19 protein-coding genes are annotated in these 23304 nt (G+C 36.9%); 6 read left to right on the top strand and 13 right to left on the bottom strand.

Annotated features, from left to right (window positions below; all coding sequences use genetic code 11):
* The first annotated feature begins 146 nt into the window (after positions 1–146).
* The gene (locus HMPREF1040_RS03000) at positions 147–1988 is read left to right on the top strand and encodes a phosphoethanolamine transferase (protein ID WP_007392439.1); all 1842 of its coding nucleotides are present in this window, start codon (positions 147–149) and stop codon (positions 1986–1988) included.
* 49 nt (positions 1989–2037) lie between these two features.
* Here HMPREF1040_RS03000 and HMPREF1040_RS02995 read toward each other — a convergent pair whose 3' ends face one another.
* Positions 2038–3333, bottom strand: coding sequence for an amino acid permease (locus tag HMPREF1040_RS02995; RefSeq protein WP_007392452.1), 1296 nt, complete (start codon positions 3331–3333; stop codon positions 2038–2040).
* 567 nt (positions 3334–3900) lie between these two features.
* Between HMPREF1040_RS02995 and HMPREF1040_RS02990 the strand changes: the two genes are divergently transcribed.
* Positions 3901–4854: a LysR family transcriptional regulator gene (locus tag HMPREF1040_RS02990; RefSeq protein ID WP_007392450.1), complete on the top strand. Its 954-nt coding sequence runs from the start codon at positions 3901–3903 to the stop codon at positions 4852–4854.
* 55 nt (positions 4855–4909) lie between these two features.
* On the opposite strand, the gene HMPREF1040_RS02985 is transcribed toward HMPREF1040_RS02990, so the two are convergent.
* The 9 genes from HMPREF1040_RS02985 to HMPREF1040_RS02945 form a co-directional block, all read right to left on the bottom strand.
* The gene (locus HMPREF1040_RS02985) at positions 4910–5677 is read right to left on the bottom strand and encodes a TatD family hydrolase (protein WP_007392440.1); all 768 of its coding nucleotides are present in this window, start codon (positions 5675–5677) and stop codon (positions 4910–4912) included.
* Between the two features lies 1 nt (position 5678).
* A complete protein-coding gene (gene metG, locus HMPREF1040_RS02980; protein ID WP_007392453.1) occupies positions 5679–7616 on the bottom strand; it encodes a methionine--tRNA ligase in 1938 nt (645 codons plus the stop codon).
* Positions 7617–7633: 17 nt separating this feature from the next.
* A complete protein-coding gene (gene rsmI, locus HMPREF1040_RS02975; protein ID WP_007392448.1) occupies positions 7634–8494 on the bottom strand; it encodes a 16S rRNA (cytidine(1402)-2'-O)-methyltransferase in 861 nt (286 codons plus the stop codon).
* The gene (locus tag HMPREF1040_RS02970) at positions 8495–9232 is read right to left on the bottom strand and encodes a tRNA1(Val) (adenine(37)-N6)-methyltransferase (RefSeq protein ID WP_007392438.1); all 738 of its coding nucleotides are present in this window, start codon (positions 9230–9232) and stop codon (positions 8495–8497) included.
* Positions 9222–10064 carry a stage 0 sporulation family protein gene (locus HMPREF1040_RS02965; protein ID WP_007392430.1) on the bottom strand — a complete coding sequence of 281 codons (843 nt, stop codon included), beginning with the start codon at positions 10062–10064 and terminating at the stop codon, positions 9222–9224. Before HMPREF1040_RS02965 ends, HMPREF1040_RS02970 begins: the two co-directional genes overlap by 11 nt.
* Positions 10061–11056, bottom strand: a complete 996-nt coding sequence (locus tag HMPREF1040_RS02960; protein WP_007392436.1) for a DNA polymerase III subunit delta' — start codon at positions 11054–11056, stop codon at positions 10061–10063. Before HMPREF1040_RS02960 ends, HMPREF1040_RS02965 begins: the two co-directional genes overlap by 4 nt.
* A 95-nt stretch (positions 11057–11151) precedes the next feature.
* Complete coding sequence (locus HMPREF1040_RS02955) at positions 11152–11835, bottom strand: thymidylate kinase (RefSeq protein WP_007392429.1); 684 nt, start codon at positions 11833–11835, stop codon at positions 11152–11154.
* A complete protein-coding gene (locus HMPREF1040_RS02950) occupies positions 11832–13295 on the bottom strand; it encodes an aminotransferase class I/II-fold pyridoxal phosphate-dependent enzyme (RefSeq protein WP_007392435.1) in 1464 nt (487 codons plus the stop codon). Before HMPREF1040_RS02950 ends, HMPREF1040_RS02955 begins: the two co-directional genes overlap by 4 nt.
* A 78-nt stretch (positions 13296–13373) precedes the next feature.
* Positions 13374–14717 carry an acetyl-CoA hydrolase/transferase family protein gene (locus HMPREF1040_RS02945; RefSeq protein WP_036257437.1) on the bottom strand — a complete coding sequence of 448 codons (1344 nt, stop codon included), beginning with the start codon at positions 14715–14717 and terminating at the stop codon, positions 13374–13376.
* A 257-nt stretch (positions 14718–14974) separates the two neighbouring features.
* Here HMPREF1040_RS02945 and HMPREF1040_RS02940 point away from each other — a divergent pair, with 257 nt between their 5' ends.
* A complete protein-coding gene (locus HMPREF1040_RS02940; RefSeq protein WP_007392446.1) occupies positions 14975–15814 on the top strand; it encodes a pyridoxamine kinase in 840 nt (279 codons plus the stop codon).
* A gap of 63 nt (positions 15815–15877) precedes the next feature.
* On the opposite strand, the gene HMPREF1040_RS02935 is transcribed toward HMPREF1040_RS02940, so the two are convergent.
* Positions 15878–16327 (bottom strand): GtrA family protein, encoded by a 450-nt coding sequence (locus tag HMPREF1040_RS02935; protein WP_007392432.1) that lies wholly within the window; start codon positions 16325–16327, stop codon positions 15878–15880.
* Positions 16328–16541: 214 nt separating this feature from the next.
* Here HMPREF1040_RS02935 and HMPREF1040_RS02930 point away from each other — a divergent pair, with 214 nt between their 5' ends.
* The gene (locus HMPREF1040_RS02930; protein ID WP_007392443.1) at positions 16542–16970 is read left to right on the top strand and encodes a MarR family winged helix-turn-helix transcriptional regulator; all 429 of its coding nucleotides are present in this window, start codon (positions 16542–16544) and stop codon (positions 16968–16970) included.
* A 68-nt stretch (positions 16971–17038) separates the two neighbouring features.
* Here HMPREF1040_RS02930 and sfsA read toward each other — a convergent pair whose 3' ends face one another.
* Positions 17039–18193 carry a DNA/RNA nuclease SfsA gene (gene sfsA, locus HMPREF1040_RS02925; RefSeq protein WP_007392428.1) on the bottom strand — a complete coding sequence of 385 codons (1155 nt, stop codon included), beginning with the start codon at positions 18191–18193 and terminating at the stop codon, positions 17039–17041.
* A 273-nt stretch (positions 18194–18466) separates the two neighbouring features.
* Entirely contained in the window at positions 18467–20905 is a 2439-nt protein-coding gene (gyrA, locus tag HMPREF1040_RS02920) for a DNA gyrase subunit A (protein ID WP_007392467.1), read from the bottom strand.
* Between the two features lie 257 nt (positions 20906–21162).
* Here gyrA and HMPREF1040_RS02915 point away from each other — a divergent pair, with 257 nt between their 5' ends.
* The gene (locus tag HMPREF1040_RS02915; protein ID WP_007392461.1) at positions 21163–21882 is read left to right on the top strand and encodes a glycerophosphodiester phosphodiesterase; all 720 of its coding nucleotides are present in this window, start codon (positions 21163–21165) and stop codon (positions 21880–21882) included.
* A gap of 5 nt (positions 21883–21887) precedes the next feature.
* Positions 21888–23252 carry a sodium:alanine symporter family protein gene (locus HMPREF1040_RS02910; RefSeq protein WP_007392459.1) on the top strand — a complete coding sequence of 455 codons (1365 nt, stop codon included), beginning with the start codon at positions 21888–21890 and terminating at the stop codon, positions 23250–23252.
* Positions 23253–23304: the final 52 nt, after the last annotated feature.

Here is a 23304-nt window from a genome sequence, read left to right as displayed (position 1 = left end):
GGCGCAAAAAGTTTCGGAGTGCCGCCGTCCCGCCGGCGGAAAAAACATAAATAAATATGATTCTCTTCTAGGTTATTCCGTCGGTTTGCGGTATAATAGGTTCGTCATATAAAAGAAAACGTACACACAAAGAAAGGATTAATGCCATGTCTATTCAAAATCGTTCTACTTTTTTATCTCGACTTTTTCCTGCGGGCAGCAAAAAACGCACCCTCGCTACCCTTATTCTACTTTATATCATACTATATGCTATACTCTATCGTTGGCAATATAGTGTATCGCTAGGATTAGGTGCAGATAATATCCAAAATGTAATACTAGGATTAATACCGGCCGTATTGGCGGTAGTACTCCCGCTAGGACTATATTGGCACAATATATCAATCACTTCCATTTTGCCGCCCGCTATAGTTGCCCTAGGTTGGATAATCACAGGACCTTATTTAAATTACACCACCCTATTAACCCATAACGTTATTTATATTAATAACATTTATGATATCTATGTGGGCCTTTACTTATTTGCTATTCTTTTTTGTATTAATATGGCTCTCATTCGATATATTCCGCGCTTTCTCAGTGCACTAATTGTAACCATATTACAATTAGCCTCATTTTTTATCATTATCATTCAATGGGTATATTATTTATTATACAATTCTTGTATTACCATTACAGGTGCTCTTTTAATTAACCAAACAGGGCCTCGTGAAACAAAAGAATATTTTGGTTCTTTAGGTATGTACAGAATATCCGGCATTATTCTTGTATTATTAATTCTCATCATCGGTTCTTATATACTAAATTATCGTCAAAAAAAAGCAGCCATTACACCTCTATACACTCCATTTATTCCATTAATTTCATTATTTATTATTTTTCCATCAATTGGTGCTTTAGCCGGTGAAATTTTACCAACAGCATTTCCTATCAAAACATTTATAGATTCTAAAGAATATCTACAACATGCCAAATTATACGCTACTACGCATGACAATCGCTATGCAAAATTAAATGCTATACAATTGCATCCCCGTAAAGATCCTAATACGATTATTTTAGTTATTGGCGAATCTGAAACACGTACGTATATGCATGTTTACAATCCTTCTCAGCCACCTAATACACCCTGGCTATCAGCAATGAAACAAGATCCTCATTTTACCTTCTTTACCAATGCGTATGCATGCGTATGGTATACAGTTCCAGTTTTAGAACACGCCTTAACCGAAGCCAATTTTTATAATCACAAAGAATTTAATCAGTCCATATCAATTATTGATATGGCACGAAAAGCAGGCTATAAAACCTACTGGTTCAGTAATCAAGGCTCTGTCGGCGTATCTGACACCCCGATTTCCTTAGTAGCCCATACAGCAGATGTTCATGAATGGGTTGATCGTGATGCTAAATATTCTACCTTAGATGAATCCTTACTAAAGTTTTTGAAAAAGGTAAATCCCAAAGATCGTAACTTTGTCGTTTTACATTTAATGGGAAGCCATGTGGAATATCGCAATCGCTATCCTGCTAAATTCCAAAAATTTAATGATGGCCAAATCAATCGCGTTGCCGACTTTCATAATACAATTTTATATAACGACTGGTTTTTACACGAAGTATATAAGTATGGCAAGGATCATTTAAACTTAGATGCTATGCTTTATTTTTCCGATCACGGTAGTGATCCTACGCGTTTACGTCAACCAGATATTGCGCCTTTTACAGTACTCCGGATACCGATGTTCTGCTATTTATCCGATAATTACTTACAACGAAATACCGAAATAGCACAAACCTTAAAGAATCATCAAAACAAGTATTTTACAAACGACTTAGCCTATGAATTGGTTTGCGGCATTTTAAATATGAAATCACCTCATTATGATCCCTCTATGAGTCTTGCTTCACCTTTATGGAAAATGGAAAGAAAAGATTTAGTAACACGCTTCGGAAAAAGCAGCTTATTAGAAGATAAAGAATACTAAGGGTAATAAAAAAGACCAAACATAATTGTTTGGTCTTTTTTTATTACCCTTAAAAGAATGCTAAAAACGGGGAGATAATCAATAAAACACCAGCAATAACAATCAATATTAACGATACACCGCGGAACCGCTCTAAATGTTTTACTTTATACACTAAGTACGCTGGTATCAAACATGCAATAAAACCAAAAATAGGACCGAGTAACGTCAACAATTTTAAAATGGGAACATCTAAAACTATCGCTCCCCAGGCTATTATAATAGCAAATAATAATATGCCTTTTTTTACAATAACCTTATTAATTTTTTCTTCTGGCATAATTCGGCGCAATATATTCAAAGCAATTCCTTGACATGCTTCTCTAAAGCCCATAAAAACGCTGAAAAAGGCTGTCACTACTGCAAAAATATTTAAGATAAGGCTAAAAATTTTAACGGCACTACCATCAAATCCGCGGGCAACAATAGCCAAAGCTGAAATATTTTGAGAATATGCCAAAACAGCTTGATCGTGTCCCATCGCTAAATTAAAGGAAATAGCATAAGAGAAAACCGTAACAAACAAGACTGCAAAAGAAATCTTCATAGCTCGCATCGCTTTATACTGTGCGACATGAATAGATTGATTATGTGAACGATAAGAAATAACCATCGGACTTAAGCTAGGAACAAATAAAATTGATGTCAATGTAATCGGTAACATCGCAATCATATTCTTTACTAAATAGCCCGTTTCCGGAAATGCACCAATATTCATAAGATTCCAGTGTTTTACCATAATCAGGCCTAAACATACAACAACAAGCAATTTGGTCAATACCATAAAACTTGCCATTTTAAACAACAATTTTTCTCCTTGAGCTGCCAAAAATACCATCACGCATATAATTGCCAATCCATACAGTGGATTTGCCGACAGCACTGTCTTCGTGACCCCAAAGGAATATAAAAACGAAGCACTATCATTAGTTAACGCCGTCGAGTACATAAAGACACAAATCAAAATACTAAGAAAATATAAAATACCTAAGAAAAATCCCCAGTTTTTACCTAAATATCCACTAATAACACTGGGATAATCTTCACACTTAGGCGATGAAGCTAACGTATTAATAAATAAACGTTGAAGTAAATAAATCGCAGGATAAGCAATAATTGCAGAAAACAAATATACCCAAACACCCACTAATCCCACTTGTACTGGTAAAAAGACAATTCCCGCACCAATTGCCATACCAATACTCATGATAATCCAACCCCAGTCCGTACTATCAAAACGGACTGCATCTTTCCACTCACTTTCGGTCATTCCCGCTCGTTGAGCCAATGCTGCCACTGAATTCATAATTTCTTCCTCCTAACTAATTCATTATAAATTTAAGTATCTTTTTTATTATGTATATTTTTTTTCTATATATATACATAAAATAAATAGCTTTCTTTTCTGTATGCATAGTTGCAAACATTTCGTCATGCATCTATAATAAAGTAAAATCAACAATATTTAACAGCATCACGACTTACTTGTAGTATACCACGCAGAAAAAAAGATGTAAAAAATTATATTTTCTCTCCGTTTTATATAGTTTTAAACTATATAAAAATACTTTTATACTTTATTTTTTTAATTATATTTTTAAGTAATTTTGATTATTACTTTTCTTTCAGTCATTTTTTATATATTTTTTTTATACATAAAAAAATACTTCTTTTTTTCCCTATCCGCATATTGCTTTTTATTTTTTTCTCAGCTTATATTTTTTTAATAAAAAGAATAATTTTTTTATCTACTATTTTTATCTTTTTTGATTATCCACATTTCTATCTTTTCTATTTTTTTTCATTATTCATGCTAAACAGTCATTCTTACCTTTCCCTAGTCCATAGTCTAACTATATAAGGAGTCTGTATTATGACCTTACAACAATTAAAATATCTATCTGAGTTATTATATCATCCTTCAATTTCCTCAGCAGCACAAGCTTTATCTATTTCTCAACCCAGTCTTAGTGCTGCTATTAAAGATTTAGAAAAAGAATTTCAAATAAAATTAATAACCCGCACACACAATGGAATTTCTTTTACAACAGAAGGAAGAGAATTTTTATATTTTGCACAAACCATATTACGTCAAGCAACAAACTTACAGCATCATTTTCATGGCCCTGTTGATTATCCCTTACCTTACGAAGTATCCCTTGCTTATCAGTATCACCCTTTATTTTTAACCGCTATTACAGATGTTTTACTTACCGCTAATAGCCACCCGTTGTATACCCTTAATATACTGCAAAAACCACCTTCGGAAATTATCCGTGCTGTTACTTTAGAAAAATTACAAGTTGGTTTACTGTATTTACCCTCGCCAATTTTACAAAAGCGTCGTGAACATTGGATTAAACAAGGCTTACATATTTTTATATTAGGTGAATTATCCCCTTATGTATATCTAAAGCCTTACCACCCTTTATCTATTTATCCCTGCTTAACCATTGGTCAATTGCGTACTTTTTCACAAGTTTCCTTTGCTACTTCACCTGATGATACTCTTACCAATGCCTTAAAAACATATCTTTTTAGTGATAGCAAAAAAAATATATCTGTCACGGATGCCGCTATGCTCTGGCGAATTATCAAAAATACCACCGCTTTTACCATTGGACCTGGTACATTATATTCTAACATCGCCGAAAATTCCCTCCAATCTATAAAATTGACTGATCCAAATTTTCATTTTACCTTATTTGCTGTCACTCATGCCTCATATCCAGCAACACTTGAAATTTCTACACTTTTTCATACGTTGAAAAAAAGAATTACCATAAAATACGCCTATGATAGCCGAGATTCCTCTTCGGAAAAATAAAACAAACGGGTGAAAGTATCTACTTTTACCCGTTTGTTTTATCCTACCATATCACTTAATTAATTTGAAAAATTCGTTTTCCATTTTCTAACGTAATTCGTGCTACCTCGCTAGTCTCCATATTTCTCAACCGTGCAATCTCGGCAGCTACATATTGTACATATCGGGGTTCATTCCGTTTGCCTCTATATGGTGGTGGTGTTAAATAGGGACTATCTGTTTCAATCAATATTCGTTCTAACGGTAATTCCGCCGCCAACCGCTTTACTTTTTTAGAATTAGGGAAAACAGTCGTTCCTGTAAAGCCAAAATAAAATCCCATTTTCATCAATTCCTGAGCCATTTCCAAACTGCCCGAATAACAATGAAATACACCACGAATGCCCTTACCATACGTATGCAAAATATACATCATATCCCCATGTGCTTCACGATCATGAATATCTATAGGAATATCTAATTCCACCGCCATCTTAACCTGTTCAATAAATACCTTCTTTTGAATTTCCCGTGAAGGTTCAGGCCAGTGATAATCTAGCCCGACTTCCCCTAACGCCACTACTTTGGGCTCATGAGTTATCCAATATCGAATCTGTGCAAATGCTTCATCCGTAATTTCCGCCGCTTCTTCTGGATGAATTCCTACCGCTGCATAAACGCCTTCATACCGACGGGCTAATTCAACTGCTGCTGCCGACGTAGGAATATCGGTACCAGGAAACATCATATATTGTACACCTGATTGAAAAGCACGTTGAATAACGGCATCTCGATCTTCATTATAAGCCTCGTCATGTACATGACAATGTGTATCAAACAACATCTTATCGCACCCGACTTCCTGGCATCATACCATCTACAAATACGACTTGTAATTTTTCATCTCCATCAGAAGCTGCTAAAAGCATTCCTTTTGATTCTTCTCCGCATAGGGTAACTGGTTTCAAATTAGTAACGACAACAACCTGCCGCCCGATTAACTCTTCCGGGGTATAATACAAAGCAATACCACTAACAATCTGCCGTTCTTCTGTACCTAAATCAACTTGTAATTTCAATAATTTCTTAGCTTTTTTTACTTTTTCACATGCCAAAATTTTTCCCACGCGCAAATCAACAACACCAAAATCATCAATTCCAATTTCTGGCTTAATAGCCTCTTTAGCAGCCGTACAAATGTCTTTCGTTGCAGATGCTATAGGTGCCATGTCGACAATCTCTTCTTGTAAATCATACCGTGGGAATAATGCATCACCCTTACAAATCATTGTATTAGCTGGATATCCACCCCATACCGCATCCGCTAATAAGGTCTTTTCAAAATGTTTTAGTCCTAGCTGTTCCCACATACGTTGTGCCGCTTTTGGCATAATCGGACTGATTAAAATAGCAATAATTCTAAGCGATTCGCTCAAATCATATAATACTGTATCTAAACGATTTCGTTGACTCTCATCTTTAGCTAATACCCAAGGCATGGTTTCGTCAATATATTTATTCGTACGACGAATAAATGTCCATACAGATTGAATTGCATCATTAAGTTTCATCGTATTCATTTCTTCTTCAAATGCCTTTACGGCCTGCACAGCATACAATTTCAAATTCTCATCTACAGGCAATTTTTCTTTTGCCTCCCTTACAATGCCGGCGTTATACTTTTCCACCATAGCTAATGTACGTTGCAATAAATTACCTAAATCATTCGCCAAATCAGAATTAATCCGCTTAATAAACGATGCTAAGGAAAAATTTCCATCATTCCCTAAACTAATTTCTCGTAATAAATAATATCGCAACGCATCCGCCCCATAGTGCTCAATCAACGGAATCGGATCTACTACATTACCTAAAGACTTACTCATTTTTGTTCCATCAACAATAAGCCAACCATGTCCAAATACCTTTTTAGGTATAGGGATATCACAACTCATCAAAATAATCGGCCAAATAATCGTATGGAAACGAACAATTTCTTTTCCTACTAAATGTAAATCGGCTGGCCAAAATTTTTCAAAAAGTGCTTGATCTGAGTCATAGCCAATCGCTGTCAAATAATTAGCCAATGCATCAAACCAAACATATACTACATGTTTAGGATCCCAGGGCACGGGAATCCCCCAATCAAAAGAAGTACGAGATACACACAAATCTTCTAAGCCACTTTTGACAAACGCAATCATTTCATTACGACGAGCTTCTGGTTGTATAAAGTCAGGATTTTCTTCAATAAAACGCAGCCATGCATCAGCATATTTGTTCATTTTCAAAAAATAGGCTTCTTCTTTAACCAATTCTAAATCTCGTCCACAATCAGGGCAAATATACTTTCTCTCAGGAAGTTTATTTTCAGGCCAGAACGTTTCACACGGTGTACAGTACCAACCAGCATATTCCCCCTTATAAATATCTCCTTTTTTATAAGAAATTTCCATTAATTTTTGAACCACTTTTTCATGTCGTGCTTCACTAGTTCTAATAAAATCATCATACGAAACATTTAACTTTTTCCATAATTCTTGAAACAACAAAACAATCTGATCTACATACTCAATAGGAGCTATTCCTTTTTCTTCTGCCGCCCGTTGAATTTTCTGACCATGTTCATCCGAACCCGTTAAGAAAAATACATCTTCCCCACATAACCGATGGAATCGTGCTAATGCATCCGCTATTGTTGTACAGTAAGTATGTCCTATATGTAATTTTGCGCTAGGATAATAAATTGGGGTGGTAATATAATACTTTTTTTTATCACTCATTGTAGAAGCCTCCTAAATTAACTTTTATGATAATCAGCCATTTGTATTGTAGCTTGATATACATCCCGCTTTGGTACGCCCAGTTGTATTGCAACCATACGTATCGCCGCTTTCTTTTTTATTCCCTGTTCTGTTAATTTCTGTACTTTTTCTATATAGTCCTCTTTTGTCCAATGTACATCGCATGTTTCCTGCATGCCTTCTATCAATATGACAAATTCACCTTTATAAGTATCTTCCGAAAATAACTCCAACACATTGTCTAAGGTGCCCCGTAAATATTCTTCATACCGTTTAGTTAATTCTCGACAAATAACCACTGCTCGACTTCCAAGAATTTTTTGCATCTCTTGTAAAACCGTCCGTAAGCGATGCGGTGCTTCATAAAAAATTAACGTACCCTTTATTTCCTGCAAAGATCTTAATACTGGTATGCGATGTTTTTTTGTCTTAGGTAAAAAACCAATAAAAGTAAATCTCGTTGTATCCATACCTGAAGCAATTAATCCAGTTAATCCCGCATTGGCCCCAGGCAATGGAACCACTCTTATGCTATGTTGTAAGGCAAGCCGAACCAAGTCACTCCCTGGATCACAAATCGCTGGCATACCCGCATCACTAACCAAAGCAATCATCTCCCCCGCCTGCAACCGTTCGATTAACTTTGGTCCCTTTGTCAACTTATTATGCTCATAATAACTAGTAAGTGGTGTTTCTATTTGGTATGCTTCCAATAATTGTTTCGTATGTCGCGTATCTTCAGCGGCAATTACATCAGCTGACTGCAAGCAGCGTACAGTCCGATAAGTAATATCTTCCAAATTGCCTATCGGCGTTGGGCAAAGATATAATGTCCCTTTTTGAAAAACTTCTGCCATCTACATTTCTCCCTGTCCTTGATAATAGGATAAAATTTCATCGCAATACGATCCATCATCACGATGTACCACTAAAGGTGGTAGTATTTCTAATCCAGGATTACCACCCCGACTACCTTCCATTAAAAAAATTTTACTTGCTTTATCTAACCGTGAATGAACAAATTGCAATCGTTTCGGTTCTATACCATATCTACGTAAAAGGGCTAAAATATCCGTTAATCGCTCCGTAATATGAACCATACGAAAATATCCTCCATACTTCAAAGCAAATGATGCGGCTTTAATAACTTCTTCTAACGTAACTGTTTCTTCATGACAAGCACGCCGAATCCCAGCTTGCTGGCTATACGCCCCCCGACTTTTTTCACGATAAGGCGGATTAGCGTAAACCATAGCAAAAGATCCGCTAGCATACCATGCTTGTAACTTTCTATAATCCCCTTTTTGAATATGAATATCTGACTCTTTCTGATTAAGTAAAACATTTCGTTGTGCAATATCTGCCATAATAGGATTATATTCTATCGCTTCAATAGATGTCGCTCCTCGAGCTGCTAAAATAAGTGGAATAACTGCGGTCCCTGTCCCTAAATCTAAAATAGGTCCCCGCGGTCTACTACCAAAATGAGCTAATAAAATCGTATCCAACGAAAAACAAAATTGATCGGACCGCTGAATAATTTTCATGCCTTCCAACAACAAAGAGTCTATTCTTTCTCCTTGTTTAACTTTCATGTTCAATTTCAGCCACATCCGTCCAGTTTACCTTAATCGTTTGCCCTGATTCTAATTGTACCCGCACGGTATGTTCTTTTCCCTGTATGCGTAAAACAGTCCCCACCCCTTCATCGGTCATAACTTTTTTTCCAATAGCTGGTGGTGCTTGGTGCATACAAATTTTAGAACAATTTTGACAAGTTAATTCACCAGATGTATATGATTGATTTTCATATCGCAAACAACACATCAATCTACCGCAACTACCGGAAATTTTAGTTGGGTTCAAAAACATTCCTTGTGTTTTCGCCATCCGAATAGACACTGGTTTAAATTCTCCTAAAAAAGTAGCACAACATAAAGGTCTACCACAACACCCAATACCACCAATCAGCTTTGCTTCATCTCGTAGTCCAATCTGACGTAATTCAATGCGCGTACGAAAAACAGCTGCTAAATCACGCACGAGTTCGCGAAAATCAATTCGCCCCTCTGCCGAAAAGAAAAAGATTATTTTCCCCATATCAAAAGTATAATCCACCTCAATAAGTTTCATCGGCAATTTATGTTTAGCAATTTTTTCTAAACATACCGTAAAGGCCTTTTTTTCCCGTTCTTTGTTTTTTTCTACTTGTTTTATATCTTTGGGAAGTGCTCGGCGAATAATCGGTTTTAATGGTTGAACAACCTCTTTCTCGGAAACTTCGCGAGGCGGAATAACTACTTTTCCAAATTCCATTCCTCGTGCTGTTTCGACAATAACGCCATCTTCTATATCTAAGGTCACTTCCTGGGGATCAAAATAATATACTTTTCCCGCAGGTTTAAAGCGTACACCTACTACTATCAACGCAAGTCCTCCTTATTCGTAATACTCTGAATACAAAGATAATCAAAAATGGTTTTTACATTTAAATTTAATCTTAACGCTTTTCTACATTCTTCTACAACTTTCATAAGTCGTGCCAATGAAGAAAGAGTCCAATTCCTTTTAATGTATTGTAATTGTTCTCTGTGACTTGCCGATATATTCACTATATCTCCGGCTTCATAATGTACTATCATCACATCGTGTATCACTTGTACAAGACTTTGTAAAAAAAGTGCCAAATCTTCTTTTCCCCATAACGCAGCAAGCGTTAGACTTTTTGCATAAGGACTCGGATGCGTTCCTAAAATTCTTAAAAATTCCATGGCCTTAGGACGCCAATCCTCCGTAGTTCCTTCTAATAAAGCAAATGCTCTTACTACATTTCCATTTGCCTGTTGAACAACTTGTTGAATTTGTTCTAATGAACGACCTCCAACAGTAGCTAATCCCATTTGTAAGCTCTCTTTATCGACATAATCAAAATGGCAGCTTACACAACGTGAAACAATCGTCGGCAATAATATTTCTGGTTGATTCGTAATAATAATAAAAATAACGCCCATAGGCGGCTCTTCTATTATTTTTAACATGCCATTAGCAAAAGCAGCATTCATTGTTTCGGCATGATCAATAATACACACCTTCATAGCCTTTTCAGCATTACGCAATATCAATTTTTCTCGTACCTGACGAAATTGTTCCACCTTTAATTGAGCTGTAATAGGGGATATAAAATATACGTCTTCCCCCCAAGCCAAATAAGGGTGATCTCCCATCTTCGGCATCCCTTTTTGAAACACTTTCCGTTGTACTAAAACCTCTGCTAAAGCACATGCAAAGGTCGTTTTCCCTACACCCTCCGGTCCAGAAAAGATCAATGCATGCGGCATACGATCAGACGCTAACCACTTTTTTATTTTATTTTTTATCGCTGCATGCCCAATTACATAATCCCAATACTGAAAATCCATCTATAGATTCTTCCTTTGCTAGCGTTCTTAATATTTAATTATAAAAAAAAATAACTATAAAGTCTAGTTCTAGTGACTTATTCACTATAGTTTCTTTATACATTCTCATTTATCATAGAAACAACTTTGTGAAATATTTCTTCATGAATATCTAAACGATTTCGCAATACCCCGTCGACAGCACACTGTATCCGCTGCCACCCATATAATTTTGCCAACATATCATAAGCATCATGACATTGTTTTAAAAACAATTTATTTTTTTCATGAATATCGCCTGTTTCTCCCCCTGTTTTTCCAATTCTTTCCAACATTAGCTTTTCCGTAATGTCCAGTGGCACATCTAATAAGATGACTTCATCTGGTATTGGTAAGTCTAATTTATTGAATTCAAAATCCCATAGCCACTTTAAATAAACCTTACGTTCTTCTATCGAATCTATTTTAATCATTTGATATAACATATTACTTGTCGTATACCGATCTGCCAAAATCGTCATTCCTTGTGCCAAAAAATCACGCCACTTCATTTGATAAGAAGCAAAGCGATCAATAGCATAAAAAGTGGATGCCGCATAAGGATTTATTTCTTCTGGTTTTTTCCCGAAATCGCCATGTAAGTACATCTTAACTAATGTACTAGAAGGACTATCATAATCAGGAAAGCTAACTGCCTGTACAGCATATCCTTCTTGCTGTAACCGCCTTTTTAATAATTGCGTTTGCGTCGCCTTACCGCTACCATCGCCACCTTCAATAATAATGAGTTTTCCTTTCATTCTTTTCCATCCTTTACTACCAAAATCGTTTTAAGTGTATGATCTGAAGCTCCATGAGGTACATATCCTTCATTCATCTTCTTCTGTATATAAGCAATACACAAAGATGTTATTCTTTCTCCGATAGCCACCACAGGAATCCCCGGAGGATAAAACAGAATAGTTTCGCCAGCAATACGCTGATTTGCTTGTGCAAAAGGAATCTGCTCTAATGTCTTATTCCATGCTTCTCCTGGTGTAATCACTACCTCTGGCTGAGGCAAAGGTAGTTCTTTAACCGCTTGCACTTTGTGTACTTTGTGATTAGAGGAAATAATCTGACAAGCTTTAATAAGTGATTGAATAGATTCCATATCATCACCGATAGTAATCAACACAAGAACATGTGTGCCTGCTACTAGTTCCACTTCAATACCTTGTTTGCGCAATTCTTTTTCCGCCTGAACGCCCATTAGCCCCAAGTCCGCAAAATCAATCACTATTTTTGTTTCATCTACCCCAATAACACCAGTGTATCGTTCAACCTCGCGCCCCCAGACATAAATCCCTGGCAATTTATTCAGTTCTTCTCTTGCATATCTCGCAAGCTCCATCGTCTTTGCTAACAGTACTTTTCCCTCAACAGCTAATTGTTGCCTTGCACTATCTAAAGAGGCAAGAAACCAATAATGCGGACTTGTCGATTGTACTATTTCCATTGCTCTCGCCATACGTTCTACGTAAGGAAAACCCTGCCGACAATGTAGCATCGATGTTTGCGTGAGTGATCCTGCTAATTTATGAGTACTTTGGGCTACGCAATCTGCACCACAAGCAAGTGCTTCGGGTGGTAAATCAGGATGAAACGGCAAATGTGCACCATGTGCTTCATCAACCAACACATATAATCCATTTTCATGTGCATATTGTATGATTGAAGGTAAATCAATCGCAATTCCATCATAAGTTGGATACGTCAACATCAATGCTTTGGCATGTGGATGACTATCCACGGTAGCTTTAATATCCTCAAGCGTCGGTCCTAACGAAACCTGTTCTTTTTCTGCAAATTGACTAGAAACATATACAGGAATAGTTCGACTAAGAAGAATTCCATGAAATACACTTTTATGTGCTTCTCGCGAAAGAATAATTTCATCACCAGCTTGACATACTGCTAACAACATAGCTTCTACACAGGCCGTTGTCCCATTGACAGAAAAAAAAGTATGTCCCGCACCATATAAATCAGCGGCTAAATCCATCGCTTCCCGTAACGCTCCCTTTGGTTGAAACAAATCATCTAAAGCATACATAACACCTAAATCTCGTATTAAAGCCTCCCCAAACAACATCTTCTGATATGCTGATGACTGATGCCCAAGTTTATGTCCTGGTGTATGAAAGGGGACCATATGCAGTTGACAATATGCTTCTAAGGCCTCAACAAAAGGAGCCCGTTGTTGATTTACCACATCCATATCATGCACCTCCTAATATACTATTGTACCATACTACAAAAAAATAATCCCTCGCATATCTCCGAGGGATTATTTTTATTATTTCTTATTACTTTTACGCCAAATTTTCATACTTTCTGCTGCCGCTATTAAAGATTCTCTAAAATCAGGATGAGCCAAGCTAATCAAGCGTTCTGCACGTTCCCATGTTGAAGCCCCCATAAGGTTCGTCATACCATATTCCGTTGCTATCCAATGCACTTGTGAACGAGGATCGGTAACAATCGTACCATCACGAAACGTAGGCAAAATCCGCGAATGAACTTGGTTCGTCTTTTTGTCATAAAAAGTGGAGCGTAATGTAATAATACTCATGCCGCCGGGTGAACGATAAGCACCATCCGTAAAATCAAGCTGTCCTCCACTCCCACTAATATGTTGAAAACCCGTTGATTCTGACGATACTTGACCAAAAAGATCAATGTCAATACAACTATTAATAGAGATAAACCGCGATATCTGACCTACAACAAAGGGGTCATTAATAAAATCAACAGGAAAAGCCGATAGAGAAGGATTATCATCTATCCATTCATACAATTCGGAAGATCCGCAAGCAAAAGACCAAGCTGTCTTATCGGTATTAATTTCCTTATACTTATTCGTTAATCTCCCTGTTTGATGCATCTTATAAAAAGAATCAACTAACATTTCCGTATGCACACTCAAATCCTTTAAATCCGATTCAGCGATCATCACACCAATCGTATTAGGTAAGCTACCTATTCCTAATTGCAACGTTGCATAGTCTGGAACTTTTTCCACTACCATTTTAGCAATCTTTAAATCGATATCATCACCTAGCACAAAAGGCAACGTCGGCATTTCTCGTCTCGGCCCTTCAACAACCACATCGACATCGGAAATATGAATGACTTCACCCCGACCGCCGCGTACTTTAGGCACCGCTTCATTCACTTCCACAATCACTCGTTTGGCTTTCTTCGTTATTGCTTCTGTTGCTGAAACAGTTAATCCAAAATTAAAATACCCATGTTCATCCATAGGACCAACCATAATCATTGCAACATCTACATCTAGAATATCTCTATACATAGATGGCTCATTGCGATAGCTCATGGGTAAAAAAAACATACTTCCACGGGCACATTGTTTCCGATCATAACTCCCCATATGCCAATTCATAGCAGTAAACGTTTCTCTTGTTGGATCACATTCCACCACTTTTCGCGGTGCTAAAGACAGTGCCATGCGAACCTTGACATCGTGTAACTCTTCTTTTCGTGCTGCTAACGCCTCATCCAATAAAACAGGTTGCGACGTCGCCATCCCATAATCAACCCAATCACCTGAACACACCAATTTTACTGCTTCTGTAGCAGACTTACATTTTTGTCTATACATATCGCTCCATGTAGACATTTGCATTCATTCCTTTCCTATATAGTACGTTCATTATTGCACAATATCATTATAAGTTTTACTTCCCTCACTTTTCAAGAACATATAGTTGTTTTTCATTTGCTATTTTTGCATAGCTTTTCTTTTTATCTTTTTTTATTTATTTTTATTTAACATTTTAATAAAAAAACAAGACAGATTATATTCCATCTGTCCTGTTTACGAATAGTCCCATTATACGTACAATAAAAGATAATCTATTACTAGGAGGTTTTACTATGTCTACCAAACGTGTTCTTGCTATTCATGATCTTTGTTCTTTTGGTCGCTGTTCATTAACTGCCGCTATCCCCATTATTTCTGCTATGGGTTTTCAAGTTTGCCCTTTACCCACAGCCTTATTTAGTAATAATTTAACCTACCCATCTTTTATTTCTACAGATTGCACAAAAACCATGCCGCAATTCATTAATAAATGGGAAGAGTTAAACTACACTTATAGTGCTATTTATAGTGGCTTTCTCGGCGATATCTCACAAATCAACTTAGTCGAACATGCAATTGACCGCTTAGGTGCTAATACGGAATGGATTATTGTCGATCCTGCCATGGGTGATAATGGTAAATTATACCCCATCTTTACGCCAGAAATTGTTCCAGCGATGCGTAAACTCATTCAAAAAGCAACCCTCATTACACCAAACTATACAGAAGCCACCTTATTATCAGATATACCTTATAAGCAAACAGAAATCCCTACTTCAAAAAAAATAAAAGAGATTTGCCAAAAATTATCTTCTCTCGGTCCAAAAAAAGTAATCATCACTAGTATCCCCGATACGGAAAAACATATAAAAATTGTCTGCTATGACCATGATACGATGCTTTATGATGAATACACGGTCAAAAGAATTCCTTTTTCCACCTGTGGAACAGGCGATATATTTACCAGCATAATTACGGGTTCTTTATTAAGCGGAATGAACCTCTTTCCAGCTATAAAAACAGCTGCTGATTTCTTAAGTGAAGTTATCACATATACATACGAAGCAAAAACGGATTATCGTGAAGGCATTCAATTAGAACCCCATTTGCATAAATTATGGAATATGAAATAATCCTATAAAAATACACTAAAGGGTGACTGTTTTTATCCTCTTAATAGAAACAGTCACCCTTTATCATTTAAAAATCCAAACTTTTCTAGACATATAATTCCAAACGGTAACAATGGCACTCGCTAATACTTTCGCATAAAAAGGGGTTATCCCTAGCCATATAGGAGAAGTAAAAAACCACATGAGTAATAAATTCCAACCTAACCCAATGGTACTAACTAAAAAAATCAAAGAAATTTCCGTTGTTCTTGCGTGACGACTCCCCTGTTCAAAAACAAATATATTTCCTAACCAATAATGATATAATGTTGCTAACCCAAACGCTACTGCCGTAGCTACCAATACACGCGGCGTCTGAAGTAAAAAAATATTACCTACAGTAAATGAATAAAACAACACATAAAACAAAATCCATTCAACGATAGCTGCTGTTCCGCCAATACATAAATACAATATAACTTTCATCCATTCTTTATCCGTATATATAAAGCCAAACAGCTTTTTTTCTTTCATGACTCCCAACCTTTCTTATCTATCTCTTCATCCATTATATCTCATGAAATAATACCTGTCATCCTTCTCTAATTAAGAATAAGTATGTCAATTCTGATATATTTTTCACAAATTAATATCTAAATATGGTCATCATTTCAAAAGTATGCTACACTATACTTACTTTGCAATACGAATTATTTTCACAATGTTTAAGAGAAAGGAGATCCCTACTATGCCTCATAAAAACTGTATTAATTTTGCACTCACCATTGCTCAACACGAAGTGTTTCTTGTCTTTTCAAATGCATTAAGCCGTTTCGGCATTACACCAGGACAATATGGGGTTTTAACCTGTCTTTGGGATAAAGAAACCAGTATCACTCCAAAAGAAATTGCCCAAACCTTGCATGTAGAAAACTCCACCATCTCTGGTGTCCTTGATCGTATGCAAAAACAAGGGTTAGTTACACGCATTCTAAATCCTAATAATCGTCGAAGCATCCGCGTAGAAGCAACTGAAAAGGGATGGCAACTAAAAGATCCATTGTTACACGAAATAGATAGTCTAAACCAACGCCTCTTAAGTAATTTAACGCCAGCAGAGCGGCAAGAACTATTTAGACTATTAGGTCGTATTCAAGGTGTTTCCTTGTCTTCTTAATCACAAAAACTAAATACATATAATATAAACCGCCTACATCACTCCAAACGTGACATAGACGGTTATTTTTATCTTAAGTTAGCTAAAATGCATGCATCCAAACGATTCATCCGAACATCTTCAACTATCTTCATAAATGTCTGCAAGTGAATAGGATTTTCTTTAAACGCAAACAAATGTGTTGTACAAGCACAATCAGTACAGCCAAAGCCGCGTATATGCCAGTCACAAATCCGCACTACCTGAGACGCTAAAATATGTTCCACATCGGCACTAGTCCGAATAGGAATAACCGCCCGTACCGTTGCCACCTGCCTAAGATAATCAATATGCCAATGTAACCTTTTTAGATTTCTCTTATGTCGTGCAATGCGAGCAGCCAAATTTTTCTTAGCTGAACCGACATATACATAATACCCAGGACAAACGTGTACGATCCCCTTTTTCCCGACCTCTATATCCCGTTCTTGCTCCACTTCTAACACTAGCATATATGCTCCCGCATCCTTGTTTTCCTGTTGTAATATTGCCGAAGGATATAGCAATCTTTCCCTGGGCCTAGGCATTTGAAACGATTCATCCCACTGCACTGAAACAGCTTGCCAATCCAATTTATGCTCAACTTTGGAAAAAACAGTAGCAAATTCAGGATCTGTATGATAATCAGGTAAAAACCACTTCGCCCTATCCCAATGAACTAAAAATAAAAGGCCTGTCCGGATTCCCTTATCATGCATCGCCGCTAATGCCAGCAAATGTTTTTTTCCTCGTTCCGTCACAGCATCAGGAAACATAGCCCCATTTTTGCTAAATAAGGTGCAAGACTTAACCTCTACATAAAAACGCTCATCTCCTCGCCCCAACAGCAAATCAAACCGACTATGCCCTACGGTCACTTCTCTTCGAATCAGCTTCCATGACCGCCATTCAGGTATTTGCTTATGCTGAATAAAATAAGCCGCTACGTCATTCGTATATTGAGTATCTAATAAAACCGGAATCCCTTCCCGCTCTACGCCAACTAGATCATAAGGGGTCTTGCGCGTTGCATTCATACATTGCCGAACGTAAACAGGAACTTGTGAAAACAATAACTCCCACATTCGTCCTGGATTCGGCAAATGACATATCGTGGAAATGCCATCAATTTCCACTTCACACACAAAACGATTCATGCGACGTATAAAGGTACCTTTTTTTAATAACGAAGTATTCCATTCCATATATTTACTCCTAAAAAAAATCTACCGTACTTCGGAGGAATGTACGGCAGAAATAGGGAAATAAAACTGAAAAGATAGACAAAATAGGAAAAGACTTATTATGCTATATCAACATAGTATTTCTTCTTCTATTCAAATAAATCATACTATATCTTATTATTTTTGTCAAATATAAGTGATAAATTCCTTATCATATTTTTTCTTTTCTGTTAGATAAAAATAGAAATGCCAGCATTTCGCTTGTCATTTCTATTTTTATCTACAACTATCTAGTTATTCTCCTTCGACAGTAATCGTATCTAATGCAGCAACTTTATCATTTTCTTCTAGTTTTTGAATCTTTACACCGGATGTGTTTCTACCTTTTTTTACACCTATACTTTCAATATCTGTCCGAATAACGATACCATTTGTCGTAATAAGCATTAATTCTTGTTCTTCTCTAACCACTTCTACACCGACAATCGCTCCAGTTTTTTGCGTGATTTTAAAGTTTTTAACGCCTTTGCCACCTCGCCGTTGAATATTATATGCATCCATATTATTTCGCTTGCCAAACCCTTCCTCGCTGACAGTAAGTACTTGGCATTCTAGTGCCAGTACATCCGCGCCGATAACCAAATCATCTGGAGCTAAAGAAATACCACGAACGCCTCGCGTATTACGCCCAGTCGGTCGTACATCATTTTCATTGAAGCAAATCGCCATCCCCTGTTTTGTTGCCAAAATAATCCGCTGATCTCCTTTAGTTAAGCGAACTTTTGCCAAATGATCTCCTTCTACTAGAGAAATCGCAATTAAACCATTACGACGAACATTCTTGAACTCAATCAGCGGCGTTTTCTTTACTAATCCCTGTTCTGTTGCCATGAACAAATGCATGGAAAGATCCGCCTGATCTAAGTCAATTAGGGCATTAACTTTTTCTCCTTCATCAAGAGGTAAAATATTAATAGCTGCAATTCCCTTAGAATTTCGATTATTCGCTTCAGGAATTTCATATGCTTTTAATCTGTATACTCTCCCTAAATTAGTGAAAAACAACACCGTATGCAAAGATGACGTATACAATAAATGATTTACCGTATCTTCCTCTTTCGTACCCATACCTCGCACACCGCGACCGCCCTTATTTTGCGTATGATAAACATTCGCATTCATGCGTTTTACATATCCACGCCGCGTTAAGGTTAACACCATCCGTTCATCTGGAATCATATCTTCCACTCCTAATTCCGATGAATCTGCTACGAGTTGAGTACGCCGAATGTCACTAAACCGTTTTTTAGCTTCTAATAATTCTTGTTTTACAATTTCCATCACCTTATGCTCATCTGCTAATACAGCTCGTAAATAAGCAATGCGTTCTTCTAATTCTTTATACTCTTCTTCTATTTTTTCTCGTTCTAACCCAGTTAAACGCCGCAACCGCATATCTAAAATAGCGATAGCCTGTTTTTCACTTAACCCAAAAGACTGCATAAGCGAAGATTTAGCTACATCATCATTAGCAGATTCCCTAATCATACGAATAACTTCATCAATATGATCTAACGCAATTAATAACCCTTCCAATATATGTGCTCGTGCTAAGGCTTTGTTTAATTCAAATTGACTTCTTCTCGTAATAACCTGTTTTTGATGGTCTAAATAATAGTTTAACACTTGCTTTAGTGTCAACACACGCGGATGCCCGTCCACTAAAGCCAACATAATCACGCCAAATGTCTCTTGTAATTGCGTATGCTTGTATAATTTATTTAATACAATATCAGGATTAACGTCTGCTCTCAATTCAATAACAATACGCATCCCTTTGCGATCTGATTCATCGCGCAACGCCGTAATACCATCAATCAGTTTATTCCGCGTCAAATCAGCAATGGACTCTATAACCCGTGCTTTATTAACTTGATAAGGGATTTCTGTAACAACAATCCTATTTTTCCCTTTATTCATCGACTCAATCGTCGCACAGGAACGCATTTTAATACTGCCACGCCCCGTTGTATACGCTTTTAAAATCCCTTCTCGACCTAAGATCTTCGCCCCTGTCGGAAAATCTGGACCTTGGATACACTTCATAATGTCTTCTAAGGTAGCTTCAGGATTATCAATTAAGGTAACACAACCATCAACGACTTCTCCCAAATTATGAGGTGGAATATTAGTCGCCATGCCCACAGCAATTCCTGCTGATCCATTAACCAATAAATTCGGAATCTTTGAAGGCAACACAGCCGGTTCTTGCAATGAGCCATCATAATTGGGCATAAAATCAACGGTTTCTTTATCAATATCTTCCAACATTTCACCGGTAATCTTAGCCATACGTACTTCCGTATACCGCATAGCTGCTGCAGAATCGCCATCCACAGAGCCAAAATTACCATGTCCATCAACTAAGGGATATCTAGTAGAAAAATTCTGAGCTAACCGTACGGTTGCATCATATACAGAACGATCTCCATGAGGATGATACTTTCCCAGTACTTCCCCAACAATACGTGCCGATTTCTTATATGGCTTATTCGGAGTCATTCCCGCTTCATGCATAGCATATAAAATACGCCGATGCACAGGTTTTAATCCATCACGCACATCCGGCAAAGCACGTGTAATAATAACGCTCATTGCATAATCAATATATGATGTTTGCATCTCGTCTTCCAAACAAACTGGCAACACTTTTTCCGTATATTGTTCGTCCACAATTTCACCTCGTAAATCCTATAATTATCTTATCATTTCTATAATAGATATACTTTATATAATAGTATATTATACCAAATTTTATCTTTTTTTGATAGTTATTTATCACATCCCCTTCCCTGTCGCGATGAATTACAAATTAGCATATCATGTATTATTTAAAATTACCTATATATTGTTTTTTATTACTTCTTCAAAATAATGTATCATGATATAATAAGCTTGGTCACAATTACTTAACCAAAGGAGTCTTCACCATGTTAAATTTTGCCCATCGAGGGTTTAGTGGTTCTTATCCTGAAAACACCATGCTTGCATTCAAAAAAGCGTTATCTGCTGGTGCCGATGGAATCGAATTAGATGTCCAATTAACAAAAGATGGTTTTCCGGTAATTATACACGATGAACGAATTGATCGTACCACGAACAAAACTGGTTTTGTTCGTGATTTTACTTTAACGGAATTACAACAGCTAAATGCTGCCGCCTCGTATCCCAATATGCCCCCAGTAGCTATTCCTACGTTACAAGAATACTTAGAATGGGTACAGCAAACACATTTAATTACCAACATCGAATTAAAAAACGGTGTATTCGATTATCCTCATATAGAAGAAAAAGTAAATGCATTAATACAAACATTTCAAATCCAAGACAAAGTAATTATTTCTAGCTTTAATCACCATAGCATACTACGTATGAAAAAAATTGCTCCAACCTTAGTATATGGGTTATTAACAGAATCATGGTTAATTGCCCCTGGTAAATATACCAAGGATTTAGGCATCTCCTGCTATCATCCGTTTTACGAAAGCCTGACTGACGATACTATTATCGAATTAAAAAGTCATGGCATTCGCATAAATACATTTACAGTGAATGACGAAACGGCAATCCGCACGTTATTAGGAAAAGGTGTAGATTGTGTCATCACTAATTATCCCGACCTAGTGCGTCGGATCATTCAAGGAGGCTAATGTTTATGGATGCTTTAGAACAAACGATTGTCTTAATCAATTCTTATTTATGGGGCAAATGGCTAGTCTATGTTCTGCTCTGCTTAGGTATCCTATATACCATCGCAAACGGATTTATTCAAATTCGTTATTTTCCATTTATCATAAAAAAGACATTGATTCATTCGTTTAAATCTCGGCACGAAGACAAGGGCAATGGCTCTATTTCTACCTTTAAAGCAATGATGGTAACACTTGCAGGAAATGTAGGTGGAGGAAATGTAGTTGGTGTTGCTACAGCAATTGTATCAGGCGGTATGGGTGCTGTATTTTGGATGTGGTTCGCCGCTTTTTTCGGAATGGCTTTAAAATATGGTGAAATTGTCCTTTCTCAAATTCACCGCGGAAAAGACTCGGAAGGAAATATTTTAAGTGGTCCCATGTATTATATTCGTGACGGCTTAAAACTTCCCTGGTTAGGTGTGGTTATCGCTATTTTAATGTGTATAAAAATGATGGGTGCAAATTTAGTACAATCCAATACCATCTCTGGTATTTTACAATCAAATTATGGTATTTCTACTTTCGGTACTGGTGTCGTTTTAATTATTTGCTTACTCTCCATTACACTAGGTGGGCTAAAACGCTTAGCCAATATTGCCATGAATTTAGTTCCTATCATGTCCGTGTTTTATGTCGTAATCGGCTTACTTGTTATTATCATCAACTTCCAAGCCGTTCCTCATATTTTTGCTGAAATTTTTGAACAAGCTTGGTCCTTTAAAGCCGCAGCTGGTGGGACAGGCGGATATGTCATATTCACGGCCATGCAATATGGGATTACTCGCGGGATGTACTCAAATGAAGCGGGTGAAGGCACCGCACCTTTTGCTCATGGTAGTTCAATTGTTCCTCATCCTGTCGATGAAGGAATCACAGGCGTTACAGAAGTATTTGTAGATACAATTATTATTTGTACTATTACCGCTTTAGTTATCGGTGTTACAGGTATGAATTTAACTGACAATTCCGCAACCGTAATGGCCTTAAATTCTTTTGGCACCATTTGGGGCCCGTTAAAACACGCAGGAACCTTAGCCTTACTTATCTTTTGTTTCACTACTCTCATGGGACAATGGTGGAATGCCGCAAAAAGTTTCACTTATGCATTTGGTCCCGCTGTAACGGATAAAATAAAATATATTTTCCCCTTTTTATGCATCATTGGTGCAACTGCCAAAATCAATTTAGTTTGGAGCATCCAAGACTTAGCAATGGGATTAGTAATTATTCCTAACATGATAGCGCTCTTCATTTTATTCCCTGTTGTGCGGAAAAAAACAAAAGAATATTTTAGTAATCCCAAATATTATAACCGAACAGAACAATAGCATATATTAATCAGCTAATAAAAAGGCGGTATGAGTTCCCATACTCATACCG

This window comes from Megasphaera sp. UPII 135-E (assembly GCF_000221545.1).
GTDB classification, from domain to species: domain Bacteria; phylum Bacillota; class Negativicutes; order Veillonellales; family Megasphaeraceae; genus Megasphaera; species Megasphaera hutchinsoni.
Note: the sequence above shows the minus strand (reverse complement) of the source record. Positions and strands in the feature narration are given on the sequence as shown.

What these genes read in the sequence shown, in the direction of transcription:
- sfsA (WP_007392428.1), bottom strand. Translation starts at nt 18,193, where the DNA reads ATGGAATGGAATACTTCGTTATTAAAAAAAGGTACCTTTATACGTCGC.
- HMPREF1040_RS02985 (WP_007392440.1), bottom strand. Translation starts at nt 5,677, where the DNA reads ATGTTGTTTGATACACATTGTCATGTACATGACGAGGCTTATAATGAA.
- HMPREF1040_RS02955 (WP_007392429.1), bottom strand. Translation starts at nt 11,835, where the DNA reads ATGAAAGGAAAACTCATTATTATTGAAGGTGGCGATGGTAGCGGTAAG.
- HMPREF1040_RS02995 (WP_007392452.1), bottom strand. Translation starts at nt 3,333, where the DNA reads ATGAATTCAGTGGCAGCATTGGCTCAACGAGCGGGAATGACCGAAAGT.
- HMPREF1040_RS02960 (WP_007392436.1), bottom strand. Translation starts at nt 11,056, where the DNA reads ATGGATTTTCAGTATTGGGATTATGTAATTGGGCATGCAGCGATAAAA.
- HMPREF1040_RS02935 (WP_007392432.1), bottom strand. Translation starts at nt 16,327, where the DNA reads ATGAAAGAAAAAAAGCTGTTTGGCTTTATATATACGGATAAAGAATGG.
- HMPREF1040_RS02990 (WP_007392450.1), top strand. Translation starts at nt 3,901, where the DNA reads ATGACCTTACAACAATTAAAATATCTATCTGAGTTATTATATCATCCT.
- HMPREF1040_RS02950 (WP_007392435.1), bottom strand. Translation starts at nt 13,295, where the DNA reads ATGGATGTGGTAAATCAACAACGGGCTCCTTTTGTTGAGGCCTTAGAA.
- rsmI (WP_007392448.1), bottom strand. Translation starts at nt 8,494, where the DNA reads ATGGCAGAAGTTTTTCAAAAAGGGACATTATATCTTTGCCCAACGCCG.
- HMPREF1040_RS02910 (WP_007392459.1), top strand. Translation starts at nt 21,888, where the DNA reads ATGGATGCTTTAGAACAAACGATTGTCTTAATCAATTCTTATTTATGG.
- HMPREF1040_RS02970 (WP_007392438.1), bottom strand. Translation starts at nt 9,232, where the DNA reads ATGAAAGTTAAACAAGGAGAAAGAATAGACTCTTTGTTGTTGGAAGGC.
- HMPREF1040_RS02930 (WP_007392443.1), top strand. Translation starts at nt 16,542, where the DNA reads ATGCCTCATAAAAACTGTATTAATTTTGCACTCACCATTGCTCAACAC.
- HMPREF1040_RS02945 (WP_036257437.1), bottom strand. Translation starts at nt 14,717, where the DNA reads ATGTCTACATGGAGCGATATGTATAGACAAAAATGTAAGTCTGCTACA.
- metG (WP_007392453.1), bottom strand. Translation starts at nt 7,616, where the DNA reads ATGAGTGATAAAAAAAAGTATTATATTACCACCCCAATTTATTATCCT.
- HMPREF1040_RS02915 (WP_007392461.1), top strand. Translation starts at nt 21,163, where the DNA reads ATGTTAAATTTTGCCCATCGAGGGTTTAGTGGTTCTTATCCTGAAAAC.
- HMPREF1040_RS03000 (WP_007392439.1), top strand. Translation starts at nt 147, where the DNA reads ATGTCTATTCAAAATCGTTCTACTTTTTTATCTCGACTTTTTCCTGCG.
- HMPREF1040_RS02940 (WP_007392446.1), top strand. Translation starts at nt 14,975, where the DNA reads ATGTCTACCAAACGTGTTCTTGCTATTCATGATCTTTGTTCTTTTGGT.